Annotated in this window: 16 protein-coding genes and 1 pseudogene; 10 read left to right on the top strand and 7 right to left on the bottom strand. The window is 64.8% G+C overall.

The window, feature by feature from the left end; all coding sequences use genetic code 11:
- Positions 1-47: 47 nt before the first annotated feature.
- The 3 genes from LFL96_RS30460 to LFL96_RS30450 form a co-directional block, all read right to left on the bottom strand.
- Positions 48-4,889: an NAD-glutamate dehydrogenase gene (locus LFL96_RS30460; protein WP_281001604.1), complete on the bottom strand. Its 4,842-nt coding sequence runs from the start codon at positions 4,887-4,889 to the stop codon at positions 48-50.
- Positions 4,890-5,023: 134 nt separating this feature from the next.
- Entirely contained in the window at positions 5,024-5,800 is a 777-nt protein-coding gene (locus tag LFL96_RS30455; protein WP_281001603.1) for an alpha/beta hydrolase, read from the bottom strand.
- Positions 5,797-6,831 carry a M14 family zinc carboxypeptidase gene (locus tag LFL96_RS30450; protein ID WP_281001602.1) on the bottom strand — a complete coding sequence of 345 codons (1,035 nt, stop codon included), beginning with the start codon at positions 6,829-6,831 and terminating at the stop codon, positions 5,797-5,799. The genes LFL96_RS30455 and LFL96_RS30450 overlap by 4 nt, the downstream gene beginning before the upstream one ends.
- Before the next feature lie 351 nt (positions 6,832-7,182).
- Between LFL96_RS30450 and phnC the strand changes: the two genes are divergently transcribed.
- The 3 genes from phnC to phnE are packed head-to-tail and all read left to right on the top strand — an operon-like array spanning position 7,183 to position 9,932.
- Positions 7,183-8,076, top strand: coding sequence for a phosphonate ABC transporter ATP-binding protein (gene phnC / locus LFL96_RS30445; RefSeq protein ID WP_281001601.1), 894 nt, complete (start codon positions 7,183-7,185; stop codon positions 8,074-8,076).
- 39 nt (positions 8,077-8,115) lie between these two features.
- Complete coding sequence (gene phnD / locus LFL96_RS30440; protein ID WP_281001600.1) at positions 8,116-9,093, top strand: phosphonate ABC transporter substrate-binding protein; 978 nt, start codon at positions 8,116-8,118, stop codon at positions 9,091-9,093.
- Entirely contained in the window at positions 9,090-9,932 is an 843-nt protein-coding gene (gene phnE / locus LFL96_RS30435; RefSeq protein ID WP_281001599.1) for a phosphonate ABC transporter, permease protein PhnE, read from the top strand. Before phnD ends, phnE begins: the two co-directional genes overlap by 4 nt.
- Positions 9,933-10,015: 83 nt before the next feature.
- Here the strand turns inward: phnE and LFL96_RS30430 are convergent, their stop codons facing one another.
- Positions 10,016-10,621, bottom strand: a complete 606-nt coding sequence (locus LFL96_RS30430) for a hypothetical protein (protein WP_281001598.1) — start codon at positions 10,619-10,621, stop codon at positions 10,016-10,018.
- Positions 10,622-10,801: 180 nt separating this feature from the next.
- Between LFL96_RS30430 and LFL96_RS30425 the strand changes: the two genes are divergently transcribed.
- Both LFL96_RS30425 and LFL96_RS30420 read left to right on the top strand, forming a co-directional pair.
- Positions 10,802-11,719: a LysR substrate-binding domain-containing protein gene (locus LFL96_RS30425; RefSeq protein ID WP_281001597.1), complete on the top strand. Its 918-nt coding sequence runs from the start codon at positions 10,802-10,804 to the stop codon at positions 11,717-11,719.
- Positions 11,720-11,859: 140 nt separating this feature from the next.
- A complete protein-coding gene (locus tag LFL96_RS30420) occupies positions 11,860-12,696 on the top strand; it encodes a DMT family transporter (RefSeq protein ID WP_281001596.1) in 837 nt (278 codons plus the stop codon).
- A 22-nt stretch (positions 12,697-12,718) separates the two neighbouring features.
- On the opposite strand, the gene LFL96_RS30415 is transcribed toward LFL96_RS30420, so the two are convergent.
- Positions 12,719-14,383, bottom strand: a complete 1,665-nt coding sequence (locus tag LFL96_RS30415) for a PLP-dependent aminotransferase family protein (RefSeq protein ID WP_281001595.1) — start codon at positions 14,381-14,383, stop codon at positions 12,719-12,721.
- Positions 14,384-14,560: 177 nt separating this feature from the next.
- Between LFL96_RS30415 and LFL96_RS30410 the strand changes: the two genes are divergently transcribed.
- Together LFL96_RS30410 and gabD are read left to right on the top strand one after the other, a co-directional pair.
- Positions 14,561-15,844: a 4-aminobutyrate--2-oxoglutarate transaminase gene (locus LFL96_RS30410; protein WP_281001594.1), complete on the top strand. Its 1,284-nt coding sequence runs from the start codon at positions 14,561-14,563 to the stop codon at positions 15,842-15,844.
- Positions 15,845-15,947: 103 nt separating this feature from the next.
- The gene (gabD, locus tag LFL96_RS30405) at positions 15,948-17,408 is read left to right on the top strand and encodes an NADP-dependent succinate-semialdehyde dehydrogenase (protein ID WP_281001593.1); all 1,461 of its coding nucleotides are present in this window, start codon (positions 15,948-15,950) and stop codon (positions 17,406-17,408) included.
- A gap of 156 nt (positions 17,409-17,564) precedes the next feature.
- Here the strand turns inward: gabD and LFL96_RS30400 are convergent, their stop codons facing one another.
- Both LFL96_RS30400 and LFL96_RS30395 read right to left on the bottom strand, forming a co-directional pair.
- Complete coding sequence (locus LFL96_RS30400) at positions 17,565-17,885, bottom strand: DUF4148 domain-containing protein (RefSeq protein WP_281001592.1); 321 nt, start codon at positions 17,883-17,885, stop codon at positions 17,565-17,567.
- A 180-nt stretch (positions 17,886-18,065) separates the two neighbouring features.
- Positions 18,066-19,077, bottom strand: a pseudogene (locus LFL96_RS30395) (GlxA family transcriptional regulator).
- Between the two features lie 383 nt (positions 19,078-19,460).
- On the opposite strand from LFL96_RS30395, the gene LFL96_RS30390 reads away from it, so the two are divergent.
- From LFL96_RS30390 to LFL96_RS30380, 3 genes are all read left to right on the top strand, one after another.
- Entirely contained in the window at positions 19,461-20,426 is a 966-nt protein-coding gene (locus LFL96_RS30390; protein ID WP_281001591.1) for a choline ABC transporter substrate-binding protein, read from the top strand.
- A gap of 68 nt (positions 20,427-20,494) precedes the next feature.
- Positions 20,495-21,424 (top strand): 3-keto-5-aminohexanoate cleavage protein, encoded by a 930-nt coding sequence (locus LFL96_RS30385; RefSeq protein ID WP_281001590.1) that lies wholly within the window; start codon positions 20,495-20,497, stop codon positions 21,422-21,424.
- Between the two features lie 74 nt (positions 21,425-21,498).
- Complete coding sequence (locus LFL96_RS30380) at positions 21,499-22,464, top strand: L-carnitine dehydrogenase (protein WP_281001589.1); 966 nt, start codon at positions 21,499-21,501, stop codon at positions 22,462-22,464.
- The last annotated feature ends 19 nt before the right edge of the window (positions 22,465-22,483 follow it).

The following is a 22,483-nucleotide window of genomic DNA, read 5'->3' as shown; positions in this document are numbered from 1 at the left end:
CTCCTTACGCTTCCTTTCGTCCGCCTTACGCCCCGCCTTGCACCCAGTCATGCGCGTTCCAGCGCCGCCATCTCGCGCACGATCACCAGCAGCATCGACAGACTCGCACCGCCCGTCGCCCGCAAATCGGCGAGCAGGCGAGCGTAGCGTTCGAGCTGCGTCGCGCGTTTATCGCGCCACGTCTGCACCAGCGCATCCGGCGTCGAGGCATCGTTCGCGTCGGCGAGCGCGCTCATCGTCAGCGCGCGTTTCAGGCGGCCGAGTTCGGCGAGCGCGGTGGCGCGCGCGAGCAGGTCCCAATGCGTCGGCGCCGGCAACGCGGCCGCGCGTTCGCCGATCCAGCCGTAATTGAGCAGCGTGCCGAGCGAGAAATACACACCCGCCACCAGTTCCAGACTGCGCCCGCAGGTCGACGCCACTTCGGCGATGTCGAGCAACGCGGCCGAGATTTCGCCGCTCGCGATCCGTACCGCGAGTTCGCTGTCCACCCCGGCGTCCGCGAGGACGCGTTGGCGCCCGGACAGCGCCTCCAGATCGTCGGCCGGCAACAGCGCCGGCCATTGCGGCGCGAGCCGCTGCGCCGCGTCGCGGCAGCGCGCGAGCAGATCGGCCACCTCGTCGTCGCTAACCGCGCCCGACTGCAACTGCCTCAGAAACCACAGCGCCGACCGCTCGACGAGCCGCGCGACCTCGACGAACATGCGCGCCTGCACGTCGTCGGCCACGCGGTTGTCGAGCGCGTCGATACTGCGCCAGACGTCGTCGAGATCGAATACGTCGCGCGCCATGATGCAGGCACGCACGATGTCGCCAGGCCGCGCGTCGGTTTCCTCCATCAGCCGGTGCACGAACTCGCAGCCGACGCGATTCACCAACGCGTTGGTCAAATGCGTCGCGAGAATTTCACGGCGCAACGGGTGGCGTTGCATCGGCTCGCTGAAGCGTTGCCGCAACGGCTTCGGGAAGTACTCCACCAGCATGTCGCTGACGAGCGGGTCTTCCGGCATCGGCGAATCGAGCAGCGCGTCGTACAGCCACATCTTGCTGTACGCGAGCAGCACCGCGCGTTCGGGCGTGGTGAGGCCTTGTTTCGCGGCTTGCCGCTCGGCGATCTCCTCGTCGCTCGGCAGGAATTCGATCACCCGGTTCAGGCGGCCCGCGCGTTCGAGATAGCGCATCAGGCGCGCCTCGGCATCGAGCAGTTCGACGCCGTAGCGGCCCGCGATCGACAGCGCCTGAGTCTGATAGTAGTTGTCCTGCAGCACGAGCAGGCCGACCTCGTCGGTCATCTCGGCGAGCAGTGCGTTGCGCTGCTTGTCGGTCATTTCGCCGTCGGCCACTACCAGTCCCAGCAGAATCTTGATGTTGACCTCGTGGTCCGAACAGTCGACGCCCGCCGAGTTGTCGATCGCATCCGTATTGATGCGGCCGCCGCGCTGCGCGAACTCGATCCGCCCGAGTTGCGTGAGACCGAGATTGCCGCCTTCGGCAACCACCTTGCAATGCAGATCGGCGCCGTTCACGCGGATCGCGTCGTTGGCGCGGTCGCCGACCTGCAGATGCGTTTCGCGGCTCGCCTTCACATACGTGCCGATGCCGCCGTTGTAGAGCAGATCCACCGGCGCCTGCAGAATCGCGCGCATCAATTCGGCCGGCGCGAGCGCGGGCGAACTGATGCCGAGCGCGATCTGCACGGTGGGCGACAGCGGAATCGTCTTGGCGCTGCGTGGAAACACGCCGCCGCCCGGCGAGATCAGCGAGGGATCGTAGTCGGCCCAGCTCGAACGGTCGAGCATGAAGAGCCGCCCGCGTTCCGCGAGACTCGTGGCCGGATCGGGATTCGGATCGAGGAAGATATGCCGGTGATCGAATGCCGCGACGAGTTTGATGTGCGGCGACAGCAGCATGCCGTTGCCGAACACGTCGCCGGACATATCGCCGACACCGACCACGGTGAAGTCCATCGACTGCGTATCGACGCCCATCTCGCGGAAGTGCCGCTTGACCGACTCCCAAGCGCCGCGCGCGGTGATCGCCATTTTCTTGTGGTCGTAGCCGACCGAGCCGCCCGACGCGAATGCATCGTCGAGCCAGAAACCGTATTTCTGCGAGATCGCGTTCGCGTAATCGGAGAACGTGGCCGTGCCCTTGTCGGCGGCGACCACCAGATAGGGATCGTCGGGATCGTGCCGCACCACGTCGGGCGGCGGCACGACTGTCGTGCCCGCGAGGTTGTCGGTCACGTCGAGCAGGCCGCGCAGGAACGTCTGATAGCACGCGATGCCTTCGCGCATCCACGCATCGCGCTCGCTTTGCGGCGGCGGGTTCTTCACGACAAAGCCGCCCTTCGAGCCGACCGGCACGATCACCACGTTCTTCACCATCTGCGCTTTCATCAGGCCGAGCACTTCCGTGCGGAAATCCTCGCGCCGGTCCGACCAGCGCAAACCGCCGCGCGCGACGCGGCCGCCGCGCAAATGCACGCCTTCGACGCGCGGCGAGTACACCCAGATTTCGAACATCGGTTTGGGTTCGGGCAAGCCGGGCACCTGCGACGGATCGAACTTGAACGATAGATACGGTTTCGGCTGACCGTCTGCGTCGAAGCGATAGTAGTTGGTGCGCTGCGTCGCCTTGATCACGCCGAGAAACTGCCGGAGGATGCGGTCTTCGTCGAGGTTCGGCACCTGGTCGAGCGCGCCGTCGATCGTACCCAGCAAGCTGTCCACGCGCGCCTCGCGTGTCTCGCCCAGGGACGGATCGAAACGCGCGACGAACAATTCCACCAGCATCCGCGCAATGCCGGGGTTGCCGGTGACCGCGCGTTCGATATAGGCGTCGCTGAAGGTCGAGCCCACCTGGCGCAGATACTTGGCGTACGCGCGCAGGATCGTCACCTCGCGCGCATTCAACTGCGCGCGCAACACCAGCCGATTGAAGTCGTCGCTTTCGATCGCGCCGGTCCACACCTGCTCGAACGCCTGCTCGAACAGATCCTTCACGCGTTCGATATCGAACTCGGCGTCGTCCGCGAGTTCGAGTCCGAAGTCGTGAATCCACGCGGGCGTCGAGTCGATCGCCTCGATCAGATAGGGACGTTCCTCGTCGACACGCACGCCGAGATGTTCGAGCATCGGCAGACTGCGCGACAGCGCGATCGGCAAACCGGCGCGGTACACCTTGAAGCGGAACGCGCGCGGGCCGGATTCGATCGGGCGATAAAGGTTCATCGCAAGCCGCTCGCTGCCCTGCACGCGTTCGATCAATTCGATATCGCGCACCGCCGTGCGTGCGGGGTAATCGTCGCGATAGCCGGCCGGGAACGAATCGCCATAGTGTTGCAGCAGACGGTTGCCCTGCTCTTCGCCGAACGCGTCGAGCAACGCATCGGCGAGATCGTCCTGCCAGCGGCGCGCCACATGGACGAGGCGCGCTTCGAGTTCGCGCGTGTCGACATTCGGCATGCCGCCCGGCTTGGCATGCACGACGAAGTGAATGCGCGCCAGCGTCGACTCCGACAGCAGCGGCGTGAATTCGACGTTCTCGCCATTGAACGCCTCGGCGAGCAGCGTGGCGATCCGTTGGCGCAGATCGGTGTTGTATTTGTCGCGCGGCACGAACACGAGGCACGACACGAAACGATCGAAGCGGTCGCGCCGCACGAACAGCCGCGTGCGCTGATGTTCCTGCAAACGCAGCACGCCGAGCGCGATGTCGTAGAGCTGGTTCTCGTCGGCCTGAAAGAGTTCGTCGCGCGGATAGGTTTCGAGCACCGTCACCAGCGATTTGGCGAGATGGCCTTTCGGCAGAAAACCGGCACGCCGCACGATGTTCGCGCACTTGCGCCGCACGATCGGAATCTCGGCGGCGGATACGAAATACGCGGTGGACGTGTAGAGACCGATGAAACGCCGCTCGCCGGTCACCTTGCCGTCCGCGCCGGTCAGCTTGATGCCGACGTAGTCGAGATAGCCCGGCCGATGCACGGTGGCGCGCGAATTGGCCTTGGTCAGAAAGATCGGCGACGTGCCGCTGATGATTTCGGCGGCGGCCGGCGGCAATGGCGTGACGTCGGGCGCGCCGGCGGGCCGCAAGGTGTCGCGCAGAATGCCGAGACCCGAGCCCGCCACCGGCCGCAGGCCGTAGCCGATATCGTGCTGCACCAGTTCGTAATCGCGCTGGCCGAGAAAGGTGAAATGATCGGCCACCATCCATTCGAGGAACGCGCGCGCCTCCAGTCCTTCCGGTCCGGCTTCGCCGGCCTTCATGCCCTTGATGGTGCCGCGCGCGAGTTCGACGATCTTCGGCCAGTCTTCCACCGCCGCGCGCACGTCGCGCAACACGCGGGCGATCTCGTCGCGCAACGCGTCGAGTTTCGCGGCGTCGCCGCAACGATCGACTTCGAAGTGAATGAACGACGTGAGTTGCGAACGCGTGTCGGTCGTTTCTTCCGCGCCCTGGCCCACGCGCGCGATCGCGCCGTCGGGGCTGCGCCAGATGCGAAATACCGGATGCACGACCGAATGCAGCGCGAGCCCCTGGCCGTTGACCGCCATCGATACCGAATCGACGAGGAACGGCATGTCGTCGTTGACGATCTCGATCACCGTGTGATCGGAATGCCAGCCGTGCTGTTCGAGGATCGGGTTGTAGACGCGCAGCCGCTCGGTTCCCGGCACGAAGCGCTGCGCGGTTTGCCAGTGCGCGAGCGCGGCGCCGTAGAGGTCGGCGATGGAGCGGCTTTGCAGATCGTCGGCATCGACGAAGTCGTAGTAGTGCCGCAGAAAGGGTTCGACGACGTGGAAGGCCGGTTCGGGCAAACGCCCGCGTGCAAATTCGAGGACATCGTTCAGCAGGTGCGTGACCGCTTCTTCGTTTCTGGCTTGCATGATCAACTCCTCCGGGCGGGTGGCTACGGCGGGTATCGATTGATTCGCAGGCATCGACTGAAGGGGAATTATGCACCCGCCGCCTTGCACGAGAAGCGGGCATGGACTCAGGTAATACCCGCTGACGGCGCCATTCAGAACGCGGCGTCGAGTTCCGCGTCGTAGTGTGCGAGCCAGGCGCGGATCTGTTCGGCGGTCCACGCCGGATCGTCGTGCGGCAGATCGTGTCCAGCCCACGGATGTTCGCGGCGCGGCGCGTGCCATGCCGCCGCGAGCCTGCTGGAGCAGGACGGATCGACCAGCTCGTCGCCACGCGAGGACAGGATCAGCAGCGGACATTGCGGCTTCGCAGCATCCGCGGTGAAGCGCGCCGCTGCCCACAACTGCCGCAACGCATTCGCGCGGCCGACGGGCCGACTACGGCGGATCTCGCTCCACGCGTCGAGATCGGCGTCCAGCGTTTCCTTGCGATTGCAGGTCACGCGATGAATGCCCGCTTCCGCGCGCCGCGCGTCGCGCCAGTGCGCGGCGACGTCCAGCAGCGTCGGCCAGGCGGAGGGCCGCAGACGTTCCGTCACGCGGCTGAAAGGCCGCATGCTCGTATTGATCAGCACCAGCCGCTCGATCTCGGCGGGATGGCGCTGCGCCCAATGGGTCGCGGCCATGCCGCCCAACGACATCGCCAGCACGCAATACGGACCCGGCACGCCGGACTGCAGGGCCGCGAGACGCACGAAGTCGACCATTTCCGCGACGTTCGCCGGCGCGCGCACGGTCGAGAATTCGCCGTTGCCGGGCAGATCGATCGGCAATAGATGCTCGATTCCGGCCACATCGCGCAGCGCATCGGTCAAAGCGCCCCAATGCCGCGTTTCGCGCGTGAGGCCTCGCAGCAGAATCCACGTGCTCATGCGCCGTCCGTTTTATACCAGTGGTCGATTGCCGATTGCAGCAATTGCTCGCGGCGGTTGCCTTGCGGCAGCCAGCGTTGCGCGGAAAACGCGGCGCGCGCGAGGAAGTCGAACAGATTGGCGTGACGCCGCAGCACGCGTGCGGTGCGATGCGCCTTGACCGGATTGAACATGCCTTGACGGGAGAAGAGTTGCCGGGGGTTTTTCTTGATCCAGAGCCACGAGCCGAGTTCGAGCGTCATCGGCAGGAACACGTGTGCTTCGGGCGCGCGGTCGTACGCGAAGTCCCACAGATCGCCGTGCAACAGATATTGATGGCTTTGCGGTTCGAATGCGTAGCCGTGATGCGGATGCGCGCGTTCGAACATGGTTTTGAGCACGTACATTTCCGGCAGATGCGGCATGAGCTTGCGGGTACGTGCGTAGGGAAACCAGATGCTGTCGTTCCAGCCGTAGCCCGAATGGCAATCGAGCGCGATGCTGAGGGGACGCGCGGCGAGTTCCGCCTCGACGACCTTGAGCAGGGCGGCCGCTTCCATTTCCATCGGTTCGCCTTCGCGGCCGCGATACCAGGGTAGCCAGGCGCCGACACGTTGTCCGCCGGCGAGCAGGGGCACGCGTTCGTCGGCGTTCTGGGGGGCGTTACGCATGAGGTCGACGCCGTTCGGATTCGCGCGGGTGGCGGCCCACATGCCGCCGGGGTTGACGATCGGCATGAAGATCAGACGAATGGACTGGAGTTGGCGGACCAGCAATTCGTCCCATTCGAGGCGTGCGAGGAGTGCGCGCATGTAGTCGAGGACGAGTTGCGAGCCGATGCGTTCCAGCCCGTGGATACCACCGAAGAAGCCGATGGCGGGCGCGAGGGGATCCGTCGAACCGATGCTGGCCGTACGGACGGCGAAGCGACGGCCGCGGACGGTTGTTTCGCAGACCGTGTGGATTTCAAAGCTTGCACTGCCCTGGTCGAGGATCGTTTTTAGATCTTCGTATTCCGCAAAGCTGTCAGGAAGAAAGCTTAAGGGTTGCAAGGTGAGGGTTGTTCTTGATTTGGGGTTGGTTGGGAATATAGCCTGGGATTTTTTTGTGTTGCTGTTTTTTTGGTTTTCATGGGGGTGTCATTTTCTTCTTTTCTTTTTCTTCTTTTATTTGTTAGTGGTCCATTAGGGTTGCCCCTGTGCGGGGCTAATAGACCACGAAGAAAGCAAGGAAAGGCCAAAAAAACCAGAGAAAAACAAAGAAACCCAAAAGCAACCCAGCCACAAAACCTTCACAAACATATCTAGTCGTCTAGACGTCACCACATCTTCACTCAACCGTCACAGACCCTTCCTAGAATCCCAACCATCAAGATCCAGAGCCCCCCGCAAAGGGGAACCAAAATGGAAGCAATCCGAATCGAACGCCTGAGCAAGACCTTCACCAACGGCCGCAAGGCCCTGACGGACATCGACCTGCGCGTCGAATCCGGCGAGATGGTCGCCCTGATCGGCGCGTCGGGCTCCGGCAAATCCACCTTGCTCCGTCACATCGCGGGCTTCACGCCCGCCGACCCGCAACCCTCGCAGATTTCCATTCTCGGCCGCCCGATCCAGCAGAACGGCCGCATCGTCCGCGAGGTCCGCAGCATCCGCCGCGATATCGGCTTCGTCTTCCAGCAGTTCAATCTGGTGAACCGCCTCTCCGTCGAAACCAACGTGCTCGTCGGCGCCCTCGCCCGCCTCTCCTGGTGGCGTCGCCTCACCGGCCGCTTCCCGCGCGCGGAACGCGCCCGCTCGCTGGCCGCGCTCACCGAAGTCGGCATCGGCGAACACGCCCACGAACGCGCCGCCAATCTGTCCGGCGGCCAGCAACAACGCGCGGCACTCGCTCGCGCCCTCGTGCAGCGTGCACAGATCGTCCTCGCCGACGAACCCATCGCGTCGCTCGACCCGGAATCGTCCCGCCGCGTCATGGACATGCTGCGCACCCTGAACACCGAACATCAACTCACCGTGGTCGTGTCGCTGCATCAGGTCGATATCGCGATGGAATACTGCCCGCGCACCGTCGCGCTGCGCGCGGGCAAAGTGGTCTACGACGGCCCGTCCGCCGCGCTCTCCCCCGCGCTGCTGAAAAAACTCTACGGCGACGACGCCCACGAACTGCTCGACCCGGCCGGCGACGCCGCAAGCCTCGGCGAAACACCTGGCACCGCCGCTGCGTCGCCCGCATCAGACACGACACCCGCTTCCACGCGTTACGCGTTCGCTCTCAAACCCGCGCACTCGAACTGAGCGCGTCAGTCCCTCGTCATCTCAACCGGATCTCAACCGATGAAATTCCTGCGCTCCCTGATCACGCTGACTCTCGGCGCGGTCGCCTTCGCCGGCGCCGCCGCGGCCCACGCCGAGGACATCAACCTCGGCATCATCTCGACGGATTCGTCGTCGGTCCTCAAGCAACGCTGGGAACCGCTGATCGCCGACATGAACAAGCAAACCGGCCTGAACGTCAAGGCGTTCTTCGCGACCGACTACGCCGGCATCATCGAAGGCATGCGCTTCAACAAGGTGCAGGTCGGCTATTTCGGCAACGCGTCGGCGATCGAGGCGGTCGACCGCTCGCAGGGCGAAGTGTTCGCGAAGATCGAATACGCGAACGGCGCCGCCGGCTACTACTCCGTGCTGATCACCAACGTGAACAGCCGTTTCAAAACGCTCGACGACGTGTTCAAGAATACGAAGGACGTGTCGCTCGGCTACGGCGATCCGAACTCGACTTCGGGCACGCTGATCCCCGGCTACTACCTGTTCGCGAAGCACAACACGCCGGTCAATACGTCGTTCAAGACCGTGCTGCCGTCCAGCCACGAAGCGAATCTGCTGGCCGTCGTGAACAACAAGATCGACATCGCGACGAACAACACCGAAATGCTCGACACGCTGAAGAAGCAGCATCCGGACAAGTTCGCGCAGGTGCGCGTGCTGTGGACCTCGCCGCTGATTCCGTCGGACCCGCTGGTATGGCGCAAGGATCTGCCGCAAGCCACCAAGGACAAGCTGCGCAACTTCTTCCTGAACTACGCGAAGACCGATCCGCATGAAAAGCAGGTGATGGCCGGCATCTTCGGCTACGGCGGGTTCGCGGCGTCGTCGGATGCGCAGTTGCTGCCGATCCGCCAGGTCGCGCTGTTCCAGCAGAAGCAGAAGATCGAGGGCGATACCCATCTGTCCGACGACGATCGCAAAACCCAGCTCGCCGCCCTCGACGCCAAGCTGAACGCGCTCGCCACCGAACAGCCGAAGCCATGAACACCGCCAATCCGACCGCGTCGCCGGCCCGCGCGGGCAGCGCGCTCGACACGCAGGCGTTGCAAGCCGCGGCCGGCGTGCCGCGCAAGCGCAGCTGGCTGTCGCTGCTCGGCTGGGTCGCGCTGATCGCGGTGCTGGGCGGTGCATGGCACAGCGCGGATATGCGTCCGCTCGATCTGTTGAGCGACTCCGGCAACATGGGCCAGTTCGCCAAGGACTTCTTCCCGCCGGACTTCACCGAGTGGCGCACGTATCTGCACGAGATGATCGTGACGCTGTCGGTGGCGGTGTGGGGCACGGCGCTCTCGCTCGTCTGCGCGATCCCGTGCGGCCTGATGTCCGCGCACAACATCGCGCCAGTCTGGATCGTGCAACCGGTTCGCCGTCTGATGGACGCGTGCCGCGCGATCAACGAAATGGTCTTCGCGATGCTGTTCATCGTGGCGGTCGGCCTGGGCCCGTTCGCCGGCGTGCTGGCGCTGTGGGTGCACACCACCGGCGTGCTGGCCAAGCTGTTCGCCGAAGCCGTCGAGGCGATCGATCCGCGCCCCGCCGAAGGCGTGCGCGCCACCGGCGCGACGCCGCTCGACGAAATCGTCTACGCGGTGCTGCCGCAGGTATTGCCGCTGTGGATCTCGTACGCGCTGTACCGCTTCGAATCGAACGTGCGCTCGGCGATGGTGGTCGGCATGGTCGGCGCGGGCGGGATCGGCGTGGTGCTGTACGAGGCGATCCGCTCGTTCGATTACGCGCAGACCGCGGCGGTGATGATCATGGTGATCGTGGTCGTCTCCGCGATCGATCTTGCGTCGGCCTGGTTGCGCGAGCGTGTGATCTGAGGTGAATGACGGCGCTTTGATGATGGCGTATGCGGCGAAGCGTCGCGTGTGACCGCGGGTTTGCGTAGGATGCTGGCGACAAGTCACCGCTGAATCGACGCCGTGCCGCCACGCAATGCGGCGTCGATTTTCTCGAAGAATGCATCGTAGTCCGCGCGAGCGATGACGGTCTTGGTGCGGGCGTCGCCGTTGCTGTCCCATACGGTGTTGTCGAAACGCGCCCGCACGATCACGCCCTTGCCGTTCGGCGCGGACCGCACGCTCACCAGCGCGCTCGTGTACTGATGGTCGGGTTTGGCGGGCATCATGCCAAGGCGCGCTTTCAGCACGCCACGCATCACCTGACGCCACTTCTCCACCAGCACTTCGCTGCGGCTGGCTTCGACCAGCGCGGTATCCGTATCGACATTCACTGGTGCATAGCCGCTCTCCTTCAATGCGGCGGCAACCGCCGTCAGCACCTGGTCGCGCGACACCCCCATTACGGCGTGATCGCGCATGCCCGCCAGCGCGGTCCGTTCGCTGTCCGTCAGATCGACGCTCACCTGCGCCGAACTGTATTTGACGAGCGAACCGCCCGAGCCGGTGACCCGTTCGTTCGGGTCCGGCGTGCCGCATGCGCCGAGTGTCGCGATCACGCCCATGCCGATACAGAGGCGTAACCAGCGCCGCCGATCCGGCGTTCGCACGAAAAACGGCGAGCCGGATCCAGCGGACGACAAAGACAACAACCAAGACAAAGACGCGGACAATGCCATTGCGATAACCGGATAAAGAAAGCGCTATCGTAAAAGCGGGCCGCCGGTATCCTCAATTGAAAGTTTCTGTTAGAAATACAAGCAATACTTGGATATAAGGCTTTCTCTTCAATGCGCCGCCTTCCTCCTTTAAATACCTTGCGCAGTTTCGAAGCCGCCGGGCGTCTCGGCAGTCTCAGCAAAGCGGCCGAGGAACTGTGCGTGACACACAGCGCGGTCACGCAGCAAATCCGTTTACTCGAGGAATATCTCGGCCAGAAACTATTCGAACGGCGCGGCCGCAAACTGGAAATGACGCCCCGCGCGCGGCATTATCTGGCGGATGTCGCGAGTTGCCTCGGCCGGCTCAGCGAGGCCACCGAGCAGATGGGCGGCCCCGCCGTGCGAAGGACGATCCGCGTGAATACATCGGCGTCGTTCGCGCATGGCTGGATGATTCCGCGCCTCGCGCATTTCCACGCGTTGCATACCGATATCGACGTGCAGATCGTCACGGCCGCCGACATGAACATCGATCTCGTCGATGAATCGCACGACGCGATCATCCGCCGCTTCGAGCCGAATCTGCGGCGTTATGGTTTCGACTCGCGTCCGCTGATCGCCAATGTCGCGGTGCCGGTCTGCTCGCCGAACCTACGGGAACTCGCGGCATTGCGCACGCCGGCCGATCTGCGCCACGCGCGTCTGCTGCATTTCGCCGGCATCCCCGACGCGTGGCAGTACTGGTTCCGCTGCGCGAACGTGGAGATCGGCGAAACGCTCGGCGGTCCGTTCTACGAGCAGTTCTTTCTGCTGCTGCAGGCGGCGTCGAACGGACTCGGCATCGCACTTGCGCCGCGCGCGATCGTCGACGAGGACGTGCGGCAGGGACGCCTCGCGATGCTCTTTCCCGAGGTCAAACTCGAAGGGCCGCCGTTTCATTGCCTGTATCGCGTAGCGCCGCAAGATCGCGAACTGGGCCGCTTTCTCGACTGGTTGTTCGATCCGTCCATTCAAACGCAGGCGGCGTGGCCGCAGGTCGAGCGCTGAACGTTGAACGTTGAACGTTGAGCGTCGCACACCAGCCCACACGCCACGCGCATTTTTCCGCCGCGATCCGTTCTGCTGGAATAATCGCGGACTAGCGCTCTGAACGCGGTCTACCCTTCCCTTCTGTTTTTCTGATTTCCATGGAATCCCTGGTCGTTCTGCTGGTCCTTCTCTCCGCGCTGCTGCATGCCACGTGGAACGCGTTTCTGCATCTCTCCGAAGACCGCGTGTGGCTGCTCGGCATGATGGCGATTCCGTATATCGCCGTCAGCGCGGTCGGCGTGCTCGTGCTGCCGATGCCCGAGCCGGCCGCGTGGCCGTACATCATCGCTTCCGTCGTACTGGAGTTCGGCTATCTGCTCGCGCTGATCCGCGCGTACAAGAGCGGCGACTTCGGGCAGATCTATCCGATCGCGCGCGGTCTGTCACCGATGCTGGTGTTCGTCGGCGCGCTGGTGTTCGCGCATGAAGCGCTCAAACCGCTGGCCGCGATCGGCGTGGCGCTGGTATCGCTCGGCATCGTGTCGCTGGCGTTTCGCCGCGGCATGCGCTTCTCGGGCGAGAGCGTGCCGTTCGCGCTGCTCACCGGCTTTTTCATCGCGACGTATTCGGTCGTCGACGGTATCGGCGCGCGGGTGGCGGGCAACGGGCTGAGCTACATCATGTGGGTGTATCTGATCTGGAACATTCCGCAGTTTCTGCTCGCCTGGCATTGGCGCGGCGGCGCGAAGGGACTCTTCATCGGCCGCGCGATGGTGCTCAAGGGCATTGCCGCCGGCGTGCTCGCGCTGAGCGCGTATTGCCTGATCATCGAGGCCTACCGCTATCTGCCGATCGCGATGGTCTCCGCGCTGCGCGAGATGAGTTCGATCTTCGCGGTGCTGATCGGCTGGTTGTTCATGCGCGAGACGCTGACCGCGCGGCGCATCGTGGCGTGCGCGCTGGTGACGCTGGGCGCGGTGCTGATCCGGATTTGATCGAGCCGTCATCGACGCACGCTCACGCTAATTCCGGCAACGTCGCGTCAATCGCGTCGGCGAGCGTATCGAAGGCCGGCGCGATCTCGTCGTCGGGCACGCACGCATAGCCGATCAGCAACCCCGAAGTCGCCAGCGACGGTTGCGCGTAATACCCCGACACCGGCCGCACGACGATATTGCGTTCAAGCGCCGCGCTCGCCACGCGACGGTCGTCGCTGCCTTCGGGCAGTTGCATCACCAGATGCAGACCCGCATCGCCGCCGACCGCCGGCAGCACGTCGCCATACCGGCGCGCCGCGGCATCCAGCAGTGTCTGCCGGCGCTGCCCGTAAAGCGTGCGCATCTTGCGGATATGCGACGTGAAATGCCCCTCGGCGATGAACTCCGCGAGCATCGCCTGCTGCAGCAACTGACCTTCGCGATACAACTCGGCGCTCGCCGTCGCGAAGCTTTCCGCGAGCGCCTCCGGCACGACCAGGTAGCCGATGCGCAAACCGGGAAACAGCGTCTTGCCGAAGCTGCCCACGTAAATCACCTGACCGGACGTATCCAGGCCTTGCAGCGAGGCCAGCGGACGGCTGCCGTAACGGAACTCGCTGTCGTAGTCGTCCTCGATGATCCAGCACTGGTTCTGACGCGCGTATTCGAGCAACATCCGGCGCCGCGCGAGGCTCATCACCATCCCCAACGGATATTGGTGCGACGGCGTGACGAGCATCAGCTTCGGCGGATGCGCGAGATCGTCGGCGGACGGGTTGATGCCCTCGGCGTCCACGGCGATCGGCCGCGATTGCAGCCCCGACACGTGCAGCACGCTGCGCACGCCCCAGTAGCACGGGTCTTCGGTCCAGATCAGGTCGCCGGGATCGGACAGCAGCCGCACCGCGAGGTCGACCGACTGGTGGATCCCGGTCGTGATGATGATCTGCTCGGGCGTGCAGCGCACCGAACGCGAAGTGCGCAGATAGTCGGCCAACGCGTGGCGCAGCGAGGCGAGGCCGCCGCCTGGCGCATAGGTCAGCAAATCCGGACGCAGGCGGCGCCAATACTTGTTGTGCAACCGGCTCCATACCCGCGCCGGAAACCGGGTGACGTCGGGCACGCCCGGCATGAACGCGCCCCACTGCCGCTTCGACACGCCCGCGCCGGCGATCAGCCGCGCGCCGCGCGTGGACAACGCGCGGGTGGCGGGCAGCGGTGCGGGTTCGCGGCCTGGCTCCCGGTGTATTGGCTGGGCGTTGCCGGACACCGGGCTCGAGCCGTCCCGCCAATCGGGCGCGCCGCCGTCGGAGGCCCGGTCGCCGCTGATGCCGGCTTTACCGCTGGCCGGGGCGCTGGCATCGGCATCGGCGCCGGTAAAGCCGGCACCAGACCCTCCGCCCGCGCCCCCTTCCGGCGCGCCGACGATCTCATCCGGCGCGCTATCCGCGACGAACGTGCCGCGCCCAGTCGCCGACGTCACATAGCCTTCGAGCACCAGTTGCTCGTACACCTGCGTCACCGTATTGCGGCCGACGCCCAGCTCCTGCGCCAGCAAACGCGACGACGGCACCTTGGCGCCCGCCGGCAACTCGCGCGACAGGATCGCCTGCTGCAACAGCCGGTGCAGTTGGCGATAGATCGGCTGGCCATTGCCACGGTCGAGGCGCTGGGCCAGCCAGTCGGACAAAACGCTGGCACGCATGATTGGCTCCTACATTTTTATTGAAATGGCTCTGAAATTAAGAGCCAAATCTCATTATAGTCGCTGCATGTGCTGCGCTAAGGGCGTGGCAACCGTATTCAGCCGACTGTATCGGCCGTGCGCATCCGTTTTCACGCGAGCGGCCGTCCGCCCAACCGAGGAGCCCTGGAGATGACCATGAAGAATGCCGAACTGAAGAGCCGCAAGGACGCCGCCACCCCGCGCGGCGTCGGCGTGATGTGCGATTTCTACGCCGAGCGCGCGGAGAACGCGGAACTGTGGGACGTCGAGGGCCGCCGCTACATCGACTTCGCCGCGGGCATCGCCGTGTGCAACACGGGCCATCGGCATCCGAAGATCCTCGCCGCAATCCGCGACCAGCTCGACCACTTCACGCACACCGCGTATCAGATCGTGCCGTACGCGTCGTACGTCGAACTGGCCGAGAAGATCAACGCGCGTGCGCCGGGCGACCATCTGAAGAAGACCGCGTTCTTCACGACCGGCGCCGAAGCCGTCGAAAACGCGATCAAGATCGCCCGTGCCGCGACCGGCCGTCCTGGCGTGATCGCCTTCACCGGCGGCTTCCACGGCCGCACGCTGATGGGCATGGCGCTGACCGGCAAGGTCGCGCCATACAAGATCGGCTTCGGGCCGTTCCCGTCGGACGTGTTCCACGCACCGTTCCCGAATCCGCTGCACGGCGTGACCACCGCCGATTCGCTGAAGGCGCTCGAATTCCTGTTCAAGGCCGACATCGATCCGAAGCGCGTGGCCGCGATCATCTTCGAACCGGTGCAAGGCGAAGGCGGCTTCTATCCGGCGCCGGCCGAGTTCGTGCGCGCGCTGCGCAAGCTGTGCAACGAGCACGGCATCCTGCTGATCGCCGATGAAGTGCAAACCGGCTTCGCCCGGACCGGCAAGCTGTTCGCGATGCACCACTACGACGTGGTGCCCGATCTGATGACGATCGCGAAGAGCCTCGCGGGCGGCATGCCGCTGTCGGGCGTGGTCGGCCGCGCCGACGTAATGGACGCAGCCGCGCCCGGCGGCCTCGGCGGCACCTACGCGGGCAATCCGCTGGCGGTGGCGGCGGCGCACGCGGTGCTCGACATCATCGACGAGGAAAAGCTGTGCGAACGCGCGACGCTGCTCGGCGACCGCGTCAAGGCGAAGCTGATCGCGCTGCAAAGCGACGTCCCGCAGATCGCCGACGTGCGTGGCCCCGGCGGCATGGTCGCGGTGGAATTCTGCAAGCCGGGCGGCGCCGAGCCGGACGCGGACTTCACCAAGCGCGTGCAGACGCGCGCGCTCGAACGCGGCTTGCTGCTGCTGGTGTGCGGCGTCTACTCGAACGTGGTGCGCTTCCTGTTCCCGCTGACGATTCAGGACGCCGTGTTCGACGAAGCGATGGCGATTCTCGAAGACGTGATCAAGGAAAGCGTCGCCGTCGCGGCTTGAACGCCAGCACGAGAAACGCGCGTTCCGCTCACGGCGAACGCGCGACGCACCGCGCGATGAACGCTTAACGAAGGCTGCCCGCAGCCTTAAGGAAGAGAAACACATGACCACGTTGACCTTGAAGGACCCGGCGCTGCTGAAGACCCACGCGTATATCGCGGGCGAATGGCAAGGCGCGGACGACGGCTCGACCTTCGACGTGAAGAATCCCGCCAGCGGCGAAACCCTCGCCACGGTGCCGCGCATGGGCACGGCGGAAACGCGTCGCGCGATCGACGCGGCGAATGCCGCGTGGCCCGCATGGCGCGCCACCACGGCCAAGCAGCGCGCGGCGATCCTGCGCAAATGGCACGACCTGATGATGGAAAACGCCGACGACCTGGCGGCCATCCTCACCACGGAACAAGGCAAGCCGCTGGCCGAAGCCAAGGGCGAAATCCAGTACGCCGCGTCGTTCCTCGAATGGTTCGCGGAGGAAGGCAAGCGCGTCTACGGCGACACGATTCCGACGCCGGCCGGCGACAAACGCATCGTCGTGACGAAAGAAGCGATCGGCGTGTGCGCGGCGATCACGCCGTGGAATTTCCCCGCGGCGATGATCACGCGCAAGGTCGGTCCCGCGCTGGCGGCCGGCTGCCCGATCATCGTCAAACCGGCCGAAGCCACGCCGCTGTCCGCGCTGGCGCTGGCGGTGCTGGCCGAGCGCGCGGGCGTGCCGCGCGGCGTGTTCAACGTCGTCACCGGTGAGCCGAAGGCGATCGGCGCCGAGCTGACCGGCAACCCGATCGTGCGCAAGCTGTCGTTCACGGGTTCGACGCCGGTCGGCCGTCTGCTGATGGCGCAGTGCGCGCCGACGGTCAAGAAGGTGTCGCTGGAACTCGGCGGCAATGCGCCGTTCATCGTGTTCGACGATGCGGATCTGGACGCGGCGGTGGCCGGCGCGATTGCGTCGAAATATCGCAATAGCGGTCAGACCTGCGTGTGCACGAACCGCTTCTATGTGCACGACAAGGTGTACGACGCGTTCGCCGAAAAACTGCGTGTCGCGGTCGAGCAACTGAAGGTGGGGCGTGGTACCGACGAAGGCGTCACGCAAGGTCCGCTGATCAACGAAGCGGCCGTGCTGAAGGTCGAGTCGCATATCGAGGACGCGCTCGCGAAGGGCGCGCGCATCGTCACCGGCGGCAAGCGTCACGCGCTCGGCCACGGCTTCTTCGAACCGACCGTGCTCGCCGACGTCACGCCCGCGATGAAGGTCGCGCGTGACGAAACCTTCGGGCCGCTCGCGCCGCTGTTCCGTTTCTCGTCGGACGAGGAAGTGATCCAGCTCGCGAACGATACCGAGTTCGGGCTCGCGTCGTATTTCTACAGCCGCGACATCGGCCGCGTGTGGCGCGTCGCCGAAGCGCTGGAGTACGGGATGGTGGGCATCAACACCGGTCTTATTTCCAACGAAGTCGCGCCGTTCGGCGGCGTCAAGCAATCGGGCCTGGGCCGCGAAGGTTCGCACTACGGAATCGACGACTACGTGGTCATCAAATACCTGTGTCTCGGCGGTATCTGACGATCTGACGGTCTGACGATTCGACGCTCCGCGTGCTGCCTCGCCGTTCGATGAGAACGCGGGCAGCATGCAAAAAGGCCACGCTGGATTTTCTCCAGCGTGGCCTTTCTTTTCTGGCGGCTCGCGCCGCCGTCGCTCGATACGTCTGCTAACTGCTTAGTGAGCGTAGCTGGCAACCGGCGCCGAGTACGAACTCGGCGTTGCGCTGGCACGGCTACCTGCCTGCGACGAACCGTTCGTGTCCGAACCATAACCGCTGGTTTGCGCGTTCTGCGCAGCGACGCGGGCTTCGGCGGCCTGAATGTTGGCCGGGTATTCGTAGTCGTTCGCGGTGGCCGGGTTGTAGCCGGCTTTTTCCAGCTGGATCAGTTCGGCGCGCACTTGAGCGCGGGTAACCGGTTGATTCGACTGCGCAAATGCGGCGAGCGGAGCGGTGATGAGGGCGGCGATGACAGCGGCTTCGATCAGCGATTTCATGATGACTACCTCCAGAGCTTGTTGTGTTCAGCGCTGCGAGGCATGAATGTCTGCAGCGGATGAAAGCAGTGTAGGAGCCAGATCACCTAGGGTAAACACCTAATCAACGAATTGAGTGTTGTGAAAATCGAGATAATGGCCGTCGCGGCGTGCAAGGACGCCGGACGGAACGACGCATCGTCAGCTCGATGAAAGCAAAGCCAACGATGCGACGGCCTCTTGCGCCGACGACGCCACCGCATTCCTGCCGCCCGATACCTGCCGGTCGCTCCTCGGGCTCGCGCCGAAACGCGCGCGATACGTCCGCGAAAAATGCGACGGCGACTCGAAACCGCACGCGACGCAAATCGACGTGATCGACATGTCCGTCTGCTGCAGCAACTCGCGTGCTCGGGCGAGGCGCAGTTGCAGATAGAAGTGCGTCGGCGTGTCCTTCAGCGACGCGCAGAACAGCCGCTCCAGTTGCCGCCGCGTCACGCCGATCTCCCGCGCGAGCTGATCCGGCGCCAGCGGCTCTTCCATATTGCTGCTCCATCACGCCGATCACCTGAATGAGCTTGCGGTTGTGCACGCCGTAACGCGCCGCGATTTCCATGCGCTGATGATCGGAACGCTGCCGGATCCGGCTCACCACAAACTGCTCCGACACCGCCGACGCGAGCGTCGCCCCATGCTTGCGGCCGATCAGGTCCAGCATCATGTCGATGGAGGCGGTGCCGCCCGCGCACGTAATACGCCGCGCGCCGATTTCGAACAATTCCTGGCTCGCATCCAGCGACGGGTAGCGCTCGCGAAACGCCGATAACGCTTCCCAATGCACGGTCACGCTGTCCGCGCCGTTCAGCAGCCCTGCTTCCGCCAGCACGAAACTTCCGGTGTCGATGCCGCCGAGCGTCGCGCCGCCGCGTTCGATCCGCCGAAGCGCATCGGCCAGCGCGCGGTCGTAGCAGGCCAGCGGTTCGAAGCCCGCGACGACGAACAGCGTCTGTGTCGCGTCGACCTCGCCGAGCGCCGCATCCGCGTTGATCGAGATGCCGTTGCTGGCGGCCACCGGCGCGCCGTCGACACTCAGAATCCGCCAGCGGTACAGCGCATCGCGAAAGCGGTTCGCGACCCTCAACGGCTCCACCGCCGACATGAAACCGAGCGCAGAAAAACCCGGCAACAGAAGGAACGACATGTCTTCGGGCATGGATTTCGGACTCGGACTCGAACTCGATCAGGGGACGCGCGCGGGCGGCGCGCGGGATGTCGGGCGAGCGTAGCAAGCACCACGGCGACGGGCAACATGCCAAAAAGACAGGCCCACAATCCACGCGAAAGATGCTGCAACGCAATGCGGACGGCCCACGCGCGCGATGCTGGTTTTCCCTCGGGGTCGCATCGAAGCAAGTACGCGTCGCTGACGGTCGCTTTGGCGAGAATATGGGGCATTAACGTTAGGTCACTCGTGCAGCGCATGCATCGCCGCCGGTGCTGCTCAGCGCTTTTCATTGCTTTTCATTGCTTTTCATTGCTGTTCACCGCTGTCTACGATCAGCCGCCGTTCAACACGCTTGCCGGAAGGGGAACCTCATGAAGTTACGTCTGAACGCCTTGCTTGCCCGTTTTGCCTCGCTCGCCTGTTTCGCCGCGGCCATGACCGCCGCTGCGCCGGCCTTCGCCCAAGACCCCGCTGCCTGCCGCGCGGTGCATTTCGCCGACATCGGCTGGACGGACATCACCTCGACCACCGCGCTGGCGTCGACCGTATTCGAAGGGCTCGGCTACCAACCGGTCACGACGGTCGCCTCGGTGCCGATCTCGTTCGCGGGTCTGAAGAGCAAACAGCTCGACGTATCGCTCGGCTACTGGTGGCCGGTGCAGGAAAAAGCGATCAGCCCGTTCGTCGAGTCGAAATCGATCAATGTGCTGCAACCGCCTAACCTGACCGGCGCCAAGGCCACTTTCGCGGTGCCGAGCTATGAATACGACGCGGGCCTGAAGACCTTCGCCGACATCGCCAAACATCGCGATCAGCTCGACGGCAAGATCTACGGCATCGAACCCGGCAGCAGCGCGAACGCCGCGATCCAGAAGATGATCGCGACCAACCAGTTCGGGCTCGGCGGCTTCAAGCTGGTCGAGTCGAGCGAGGCGGGCATGCTGGTGTCGGTGGACCGCGCGATCCGCGAAAAGAAGTGGGTGGTGTTTCTCGGCTGGGAACCGCATCCGATGAACATCACCATCGACATGAAATACCTGAGCGGCAGCGACGGCGTGTTCGGTCCGAACGACGGCGAAGCGCGCGTCTACACGCTGACGTCGCCCGACTTTCTGACGCGTTGCCCGAACGCCGGCAAGCTCGTCAGCAATCTGCGCTTCTCGACGCAACTGGAAAACGTCGTGATGCAGTCGGTAATGAACAAGGAAAAACCCTCCGATGCCGCGAAAGCCTATCTGAAGAAAAACCCGCAGGTACTCGACGCGTGGCTCGCCGGCGTGAAGACCTACGACGGCAAGGACGGCTTGCCCGCGGTGAAGGCGTACCTCGGGCTTTGAGACGCGCTTTTCCGCATCGCCGTTTTCGCAGACAACACCGATAGCACCCAACCAGAAGCGAGCACGCAATGAACCATGAAGTCATCGTGACCTGCGCGGTCACCGGCGCGGGCGACACCGTCGGCAAGCATCCCGCCATTCCCGTCACGCCGAAACAGATCGCCGAGGCCGCGATCGAAGCCGCGAAAGCCGGCGCCACGGTAGCGCACTGTCACGTGCGCGATCCGAAGACCGGTCGCGGCAGCCGCGATCCGCAGTTGTATCGCGAGGTGGTCGACCGGATCCGCTCGGCGGACACGGACGTGATCATCAATCTGACGGCGGGCATGGGCGGCGATCTGGAGATCGGTCCCGGCGAAGATCCGATGCGCTTCGGCGCCAACACCGATCTAGTCGGCGGCTTGACGCGGCTGGCGCACGTCGAGGAACTGCTGCCGGAAATCTGCACGCTCGACTGCGGCACGCTCAACTTCGGCGACGGCGACTACATCTACGTATCGACGCCCGCGCAATTGCGCGCCGGGGCGCAGCGGATTCAGGAACTCGGTGTGAAGCCGGAGCTGGAAATCTTCGATACCGGCCACCTGTGGTTCGCCAAACAGTTGTTGAAGGAAGGTCTGCTCGACGCGCCGCCGCTGTTCCAGATCTGCCTCGGCATTCCATGGGGCGCACCCGCCGACACCACGACGATGAAGGCGATGGCCGACAACCTGCCGGCCGGCGCGCAGTGGGCCGGCTTCGGCATCGGCCGCATGCAGATGCCGATGGTCGCGCAGGCGATGCTGCTCGGCGGCCACGTGCGGGTCGGACTCGAAGACAACATCTGGCTCGATAAAGGCGTACCCGCCAGCAACGGCACGCTGGTGCGGCGCGCGGTGGAAATCATCGAACGGCTCGGCGCACGCGCGCTGACGCCCGCCGAGGGACGCCGCAAGCTGGGACTGCCCGCGCGCGGCGAGCGGCAACTGGAGCGGCGCGCGGCAGTTCAATACGCGTGAACGGCGACCGCCGTCGCACGTGCTGTCGACATTGTTCGACACTTCGACAACCCTGAGCAAAGGAATCTTCAACAATGGCAGTCATCGTCGATATCAAGACATTCGCGGCAATCGGCGTGGGCGTGATCGGCAGCGGCTGGGTCGCGCGCGCACTCGCGCACGGACTCGACGTGATCGCGTGGGACCCCGCGCCGGGGGCGGAGAAGCAGTTGCGCGAGAACATCGCGAATGCGTGGCCGGCGCTGGAGCGCGTCGGACTGGCCGAGGGCGCGTCGCCGGATCGCCTGCGCTTCGTCGATACGATCGAGGCCTGCGTCGCGCACGCCGATTTCATTCAGGAAAGCGCGCCCGAGCGTGAGGAGCTGAAGCTGGCGCTGCACGAGCAGATCAGCCGCGCCGCCAAACCGGATGCGATCATCGCGTCGTCCACCTCCGGCCTGCTGCCGAGCGACTTCTACGCGCGGGCCGTGAACCCGCAGCGCTGCATCGTCGGGCATCCGTTCAATCCGGTCTATCTGCTGCCGCTCGTCGAAGTGCTCGGCGGCGCCAACACCGCGCCGGCCACGCTCGACGCCGCGCAAACCATCTATCGCGCGCTGTCGATGCGGCCGCTGCGAGTGCGCAAGGAAGTGCCCGGCTTCATCGCCGACCGTCTGCTCGAAGCGCTGTGGCGCGAAGCACTGCATCTGGTCGACGAAGGCGTGGCGACCACCGGCGAGATCGACGACGCGATCCGCTTCGGCGCCGGCATCCGCTGGTCGTTCATGGGCACGTTCCTGACCTACACGCTCGCCGGGGGCGACGCGGGCATGCGCCATTTCATGCAGCAATTCGGCCCGGCGCTGGAGCTGCCATGGACTAAACTGGTCGCGCCGAAGCTGACCGACGCGCTGATCGACCGGGTCGTGGACGGCACCGCGGAACAGGTCGGACCACGTTCGATCAAGCAGCTCGAACGGTATCGCGACGACTGCATCACCAGCGTGCTCGCCGCGATCGCCGAAGCGAAGGCGCGACACGGCCTGCAGCCGGCCGATTGAAATCTGGAGACGAATGCTC

Source organism: Paraburkholderia sp. D15 (assembly GCF_029910215.1).
GTDB lineage: Bacteria > Pseudomonadota > Gammaproteobacteria > Burkholderiales > Burkholderiaceae > Paraburkholderia.
Note: the sequence above shows the minus strand (reverse complement) of the source record. Positions and strands in the feature narration are given on the sequence as shown.

What these genes read in the sequence shown, in the direction of transcription:
- LFL96_RS30460 (WP_281001604.1), bottom strand. Translation starts at nt 4,889, where the DNA reads ATGCAAGCCAGAAACGAAGAAGCGGTCACGCACCTGCTGAACGATGTC.
- LFL96_RS30455 (WP_281001603.1), bottom strand. Translation starts at nt 5,800, where the DNA reads ATGAGCACGTGGATTCTGCTGCGAGGCCTCACGCGCGAAACGCGGCAT.
- phnC (WP_281001601.1), top strand. Translation starts at nt 7,183, where the DNA reads ATGGAAGCAATCCGAATCGAACGCCTGAGCAAGACCTTCACCAACGGC.
- phnD (WP_281001600.1), top strand. Translation starts at nt 8,116, where the DNA reads ATGAAATTCCTGCGCTCCCTGATCACGCTGACTCTCGGCGCGGTCGCC.
- phnE (WP_281001599.1), top strand. Translation starts at nt 9,090, where the DNA reads ATGAACACCGCCAATCCGACCGCGTCGCCGGCCCGCGCGGGCAGCGCG.
- LFL96_RS30425 (WP_281001597.1), top strand. Translation starts at nt 10,802, where the DNA reads ATGCGCCGCCTTCCTCCTTTAAATACCTTGCGCAGTTTCGAAGCCGCC.
- LFL96_RS30420 (WP_281001596.1), top strand. Translation starts at nt 11,860, where the DNA reads ATGGAATCCCTGGTCGTTCTGCTGGTCCTTCTCTCCGCGCTGCTGCAT.
- LFL96_RS30415 (WP_281001595.1), bottom strand. Translation starts at nt 14,383, where the DNA reads ATGCGTGCCAGCGTTTTGTCCGACTGGCTGGCCCAGCGCCTCGACCGT.
- LFL96_RS30410 (WP_281001594.1), top strand. Translation starts at nt 14,561, where the DNA reads ATGAAGAATGCCGAACTGAAGAGCCGCAAGGACGCCGCCACCCCGCGC.
- gabD (WP_281001593.1), top strand. Translation starts at nt 15,948, where the DNA reads ATGACCACGTTGACCTTGAAGGACCCGGCGCTGCTGAAGACCCACGCG.
- LFL96_RS30400 (WP_281001592.1), bottom strand. Translation starts at nt 17,885, where the DNA reads ATGAAATCGCTGATCGAAGCCGCTGTCATCGCCGCCCTCATCACCGCT.
- LFL96_RS30390 (WP_281001591.1), top strand. Translation starts at nt 19,461, where the DNA reads ATGAAGTTACGTCTGAACGCCTTGCTTGCCCGTTTTGCCTCGCTCGCC.
- LFL96_RS30385 (WP_281001590.1), top strand. Translation starts at nt 20,495, where the DNA reads ATGAACCATGAAGTCATCGTGACCTGCGCGGTCACCGGCGCGGGCGAC.
- LFL96_RS30380 (WP_281001589.1), top strand. Translation starts at nt 21,499, where the DNA reads ATGGCAGTCATCGTCGATATCAAGACATTCGCGGCAATCGGCGTGGGC.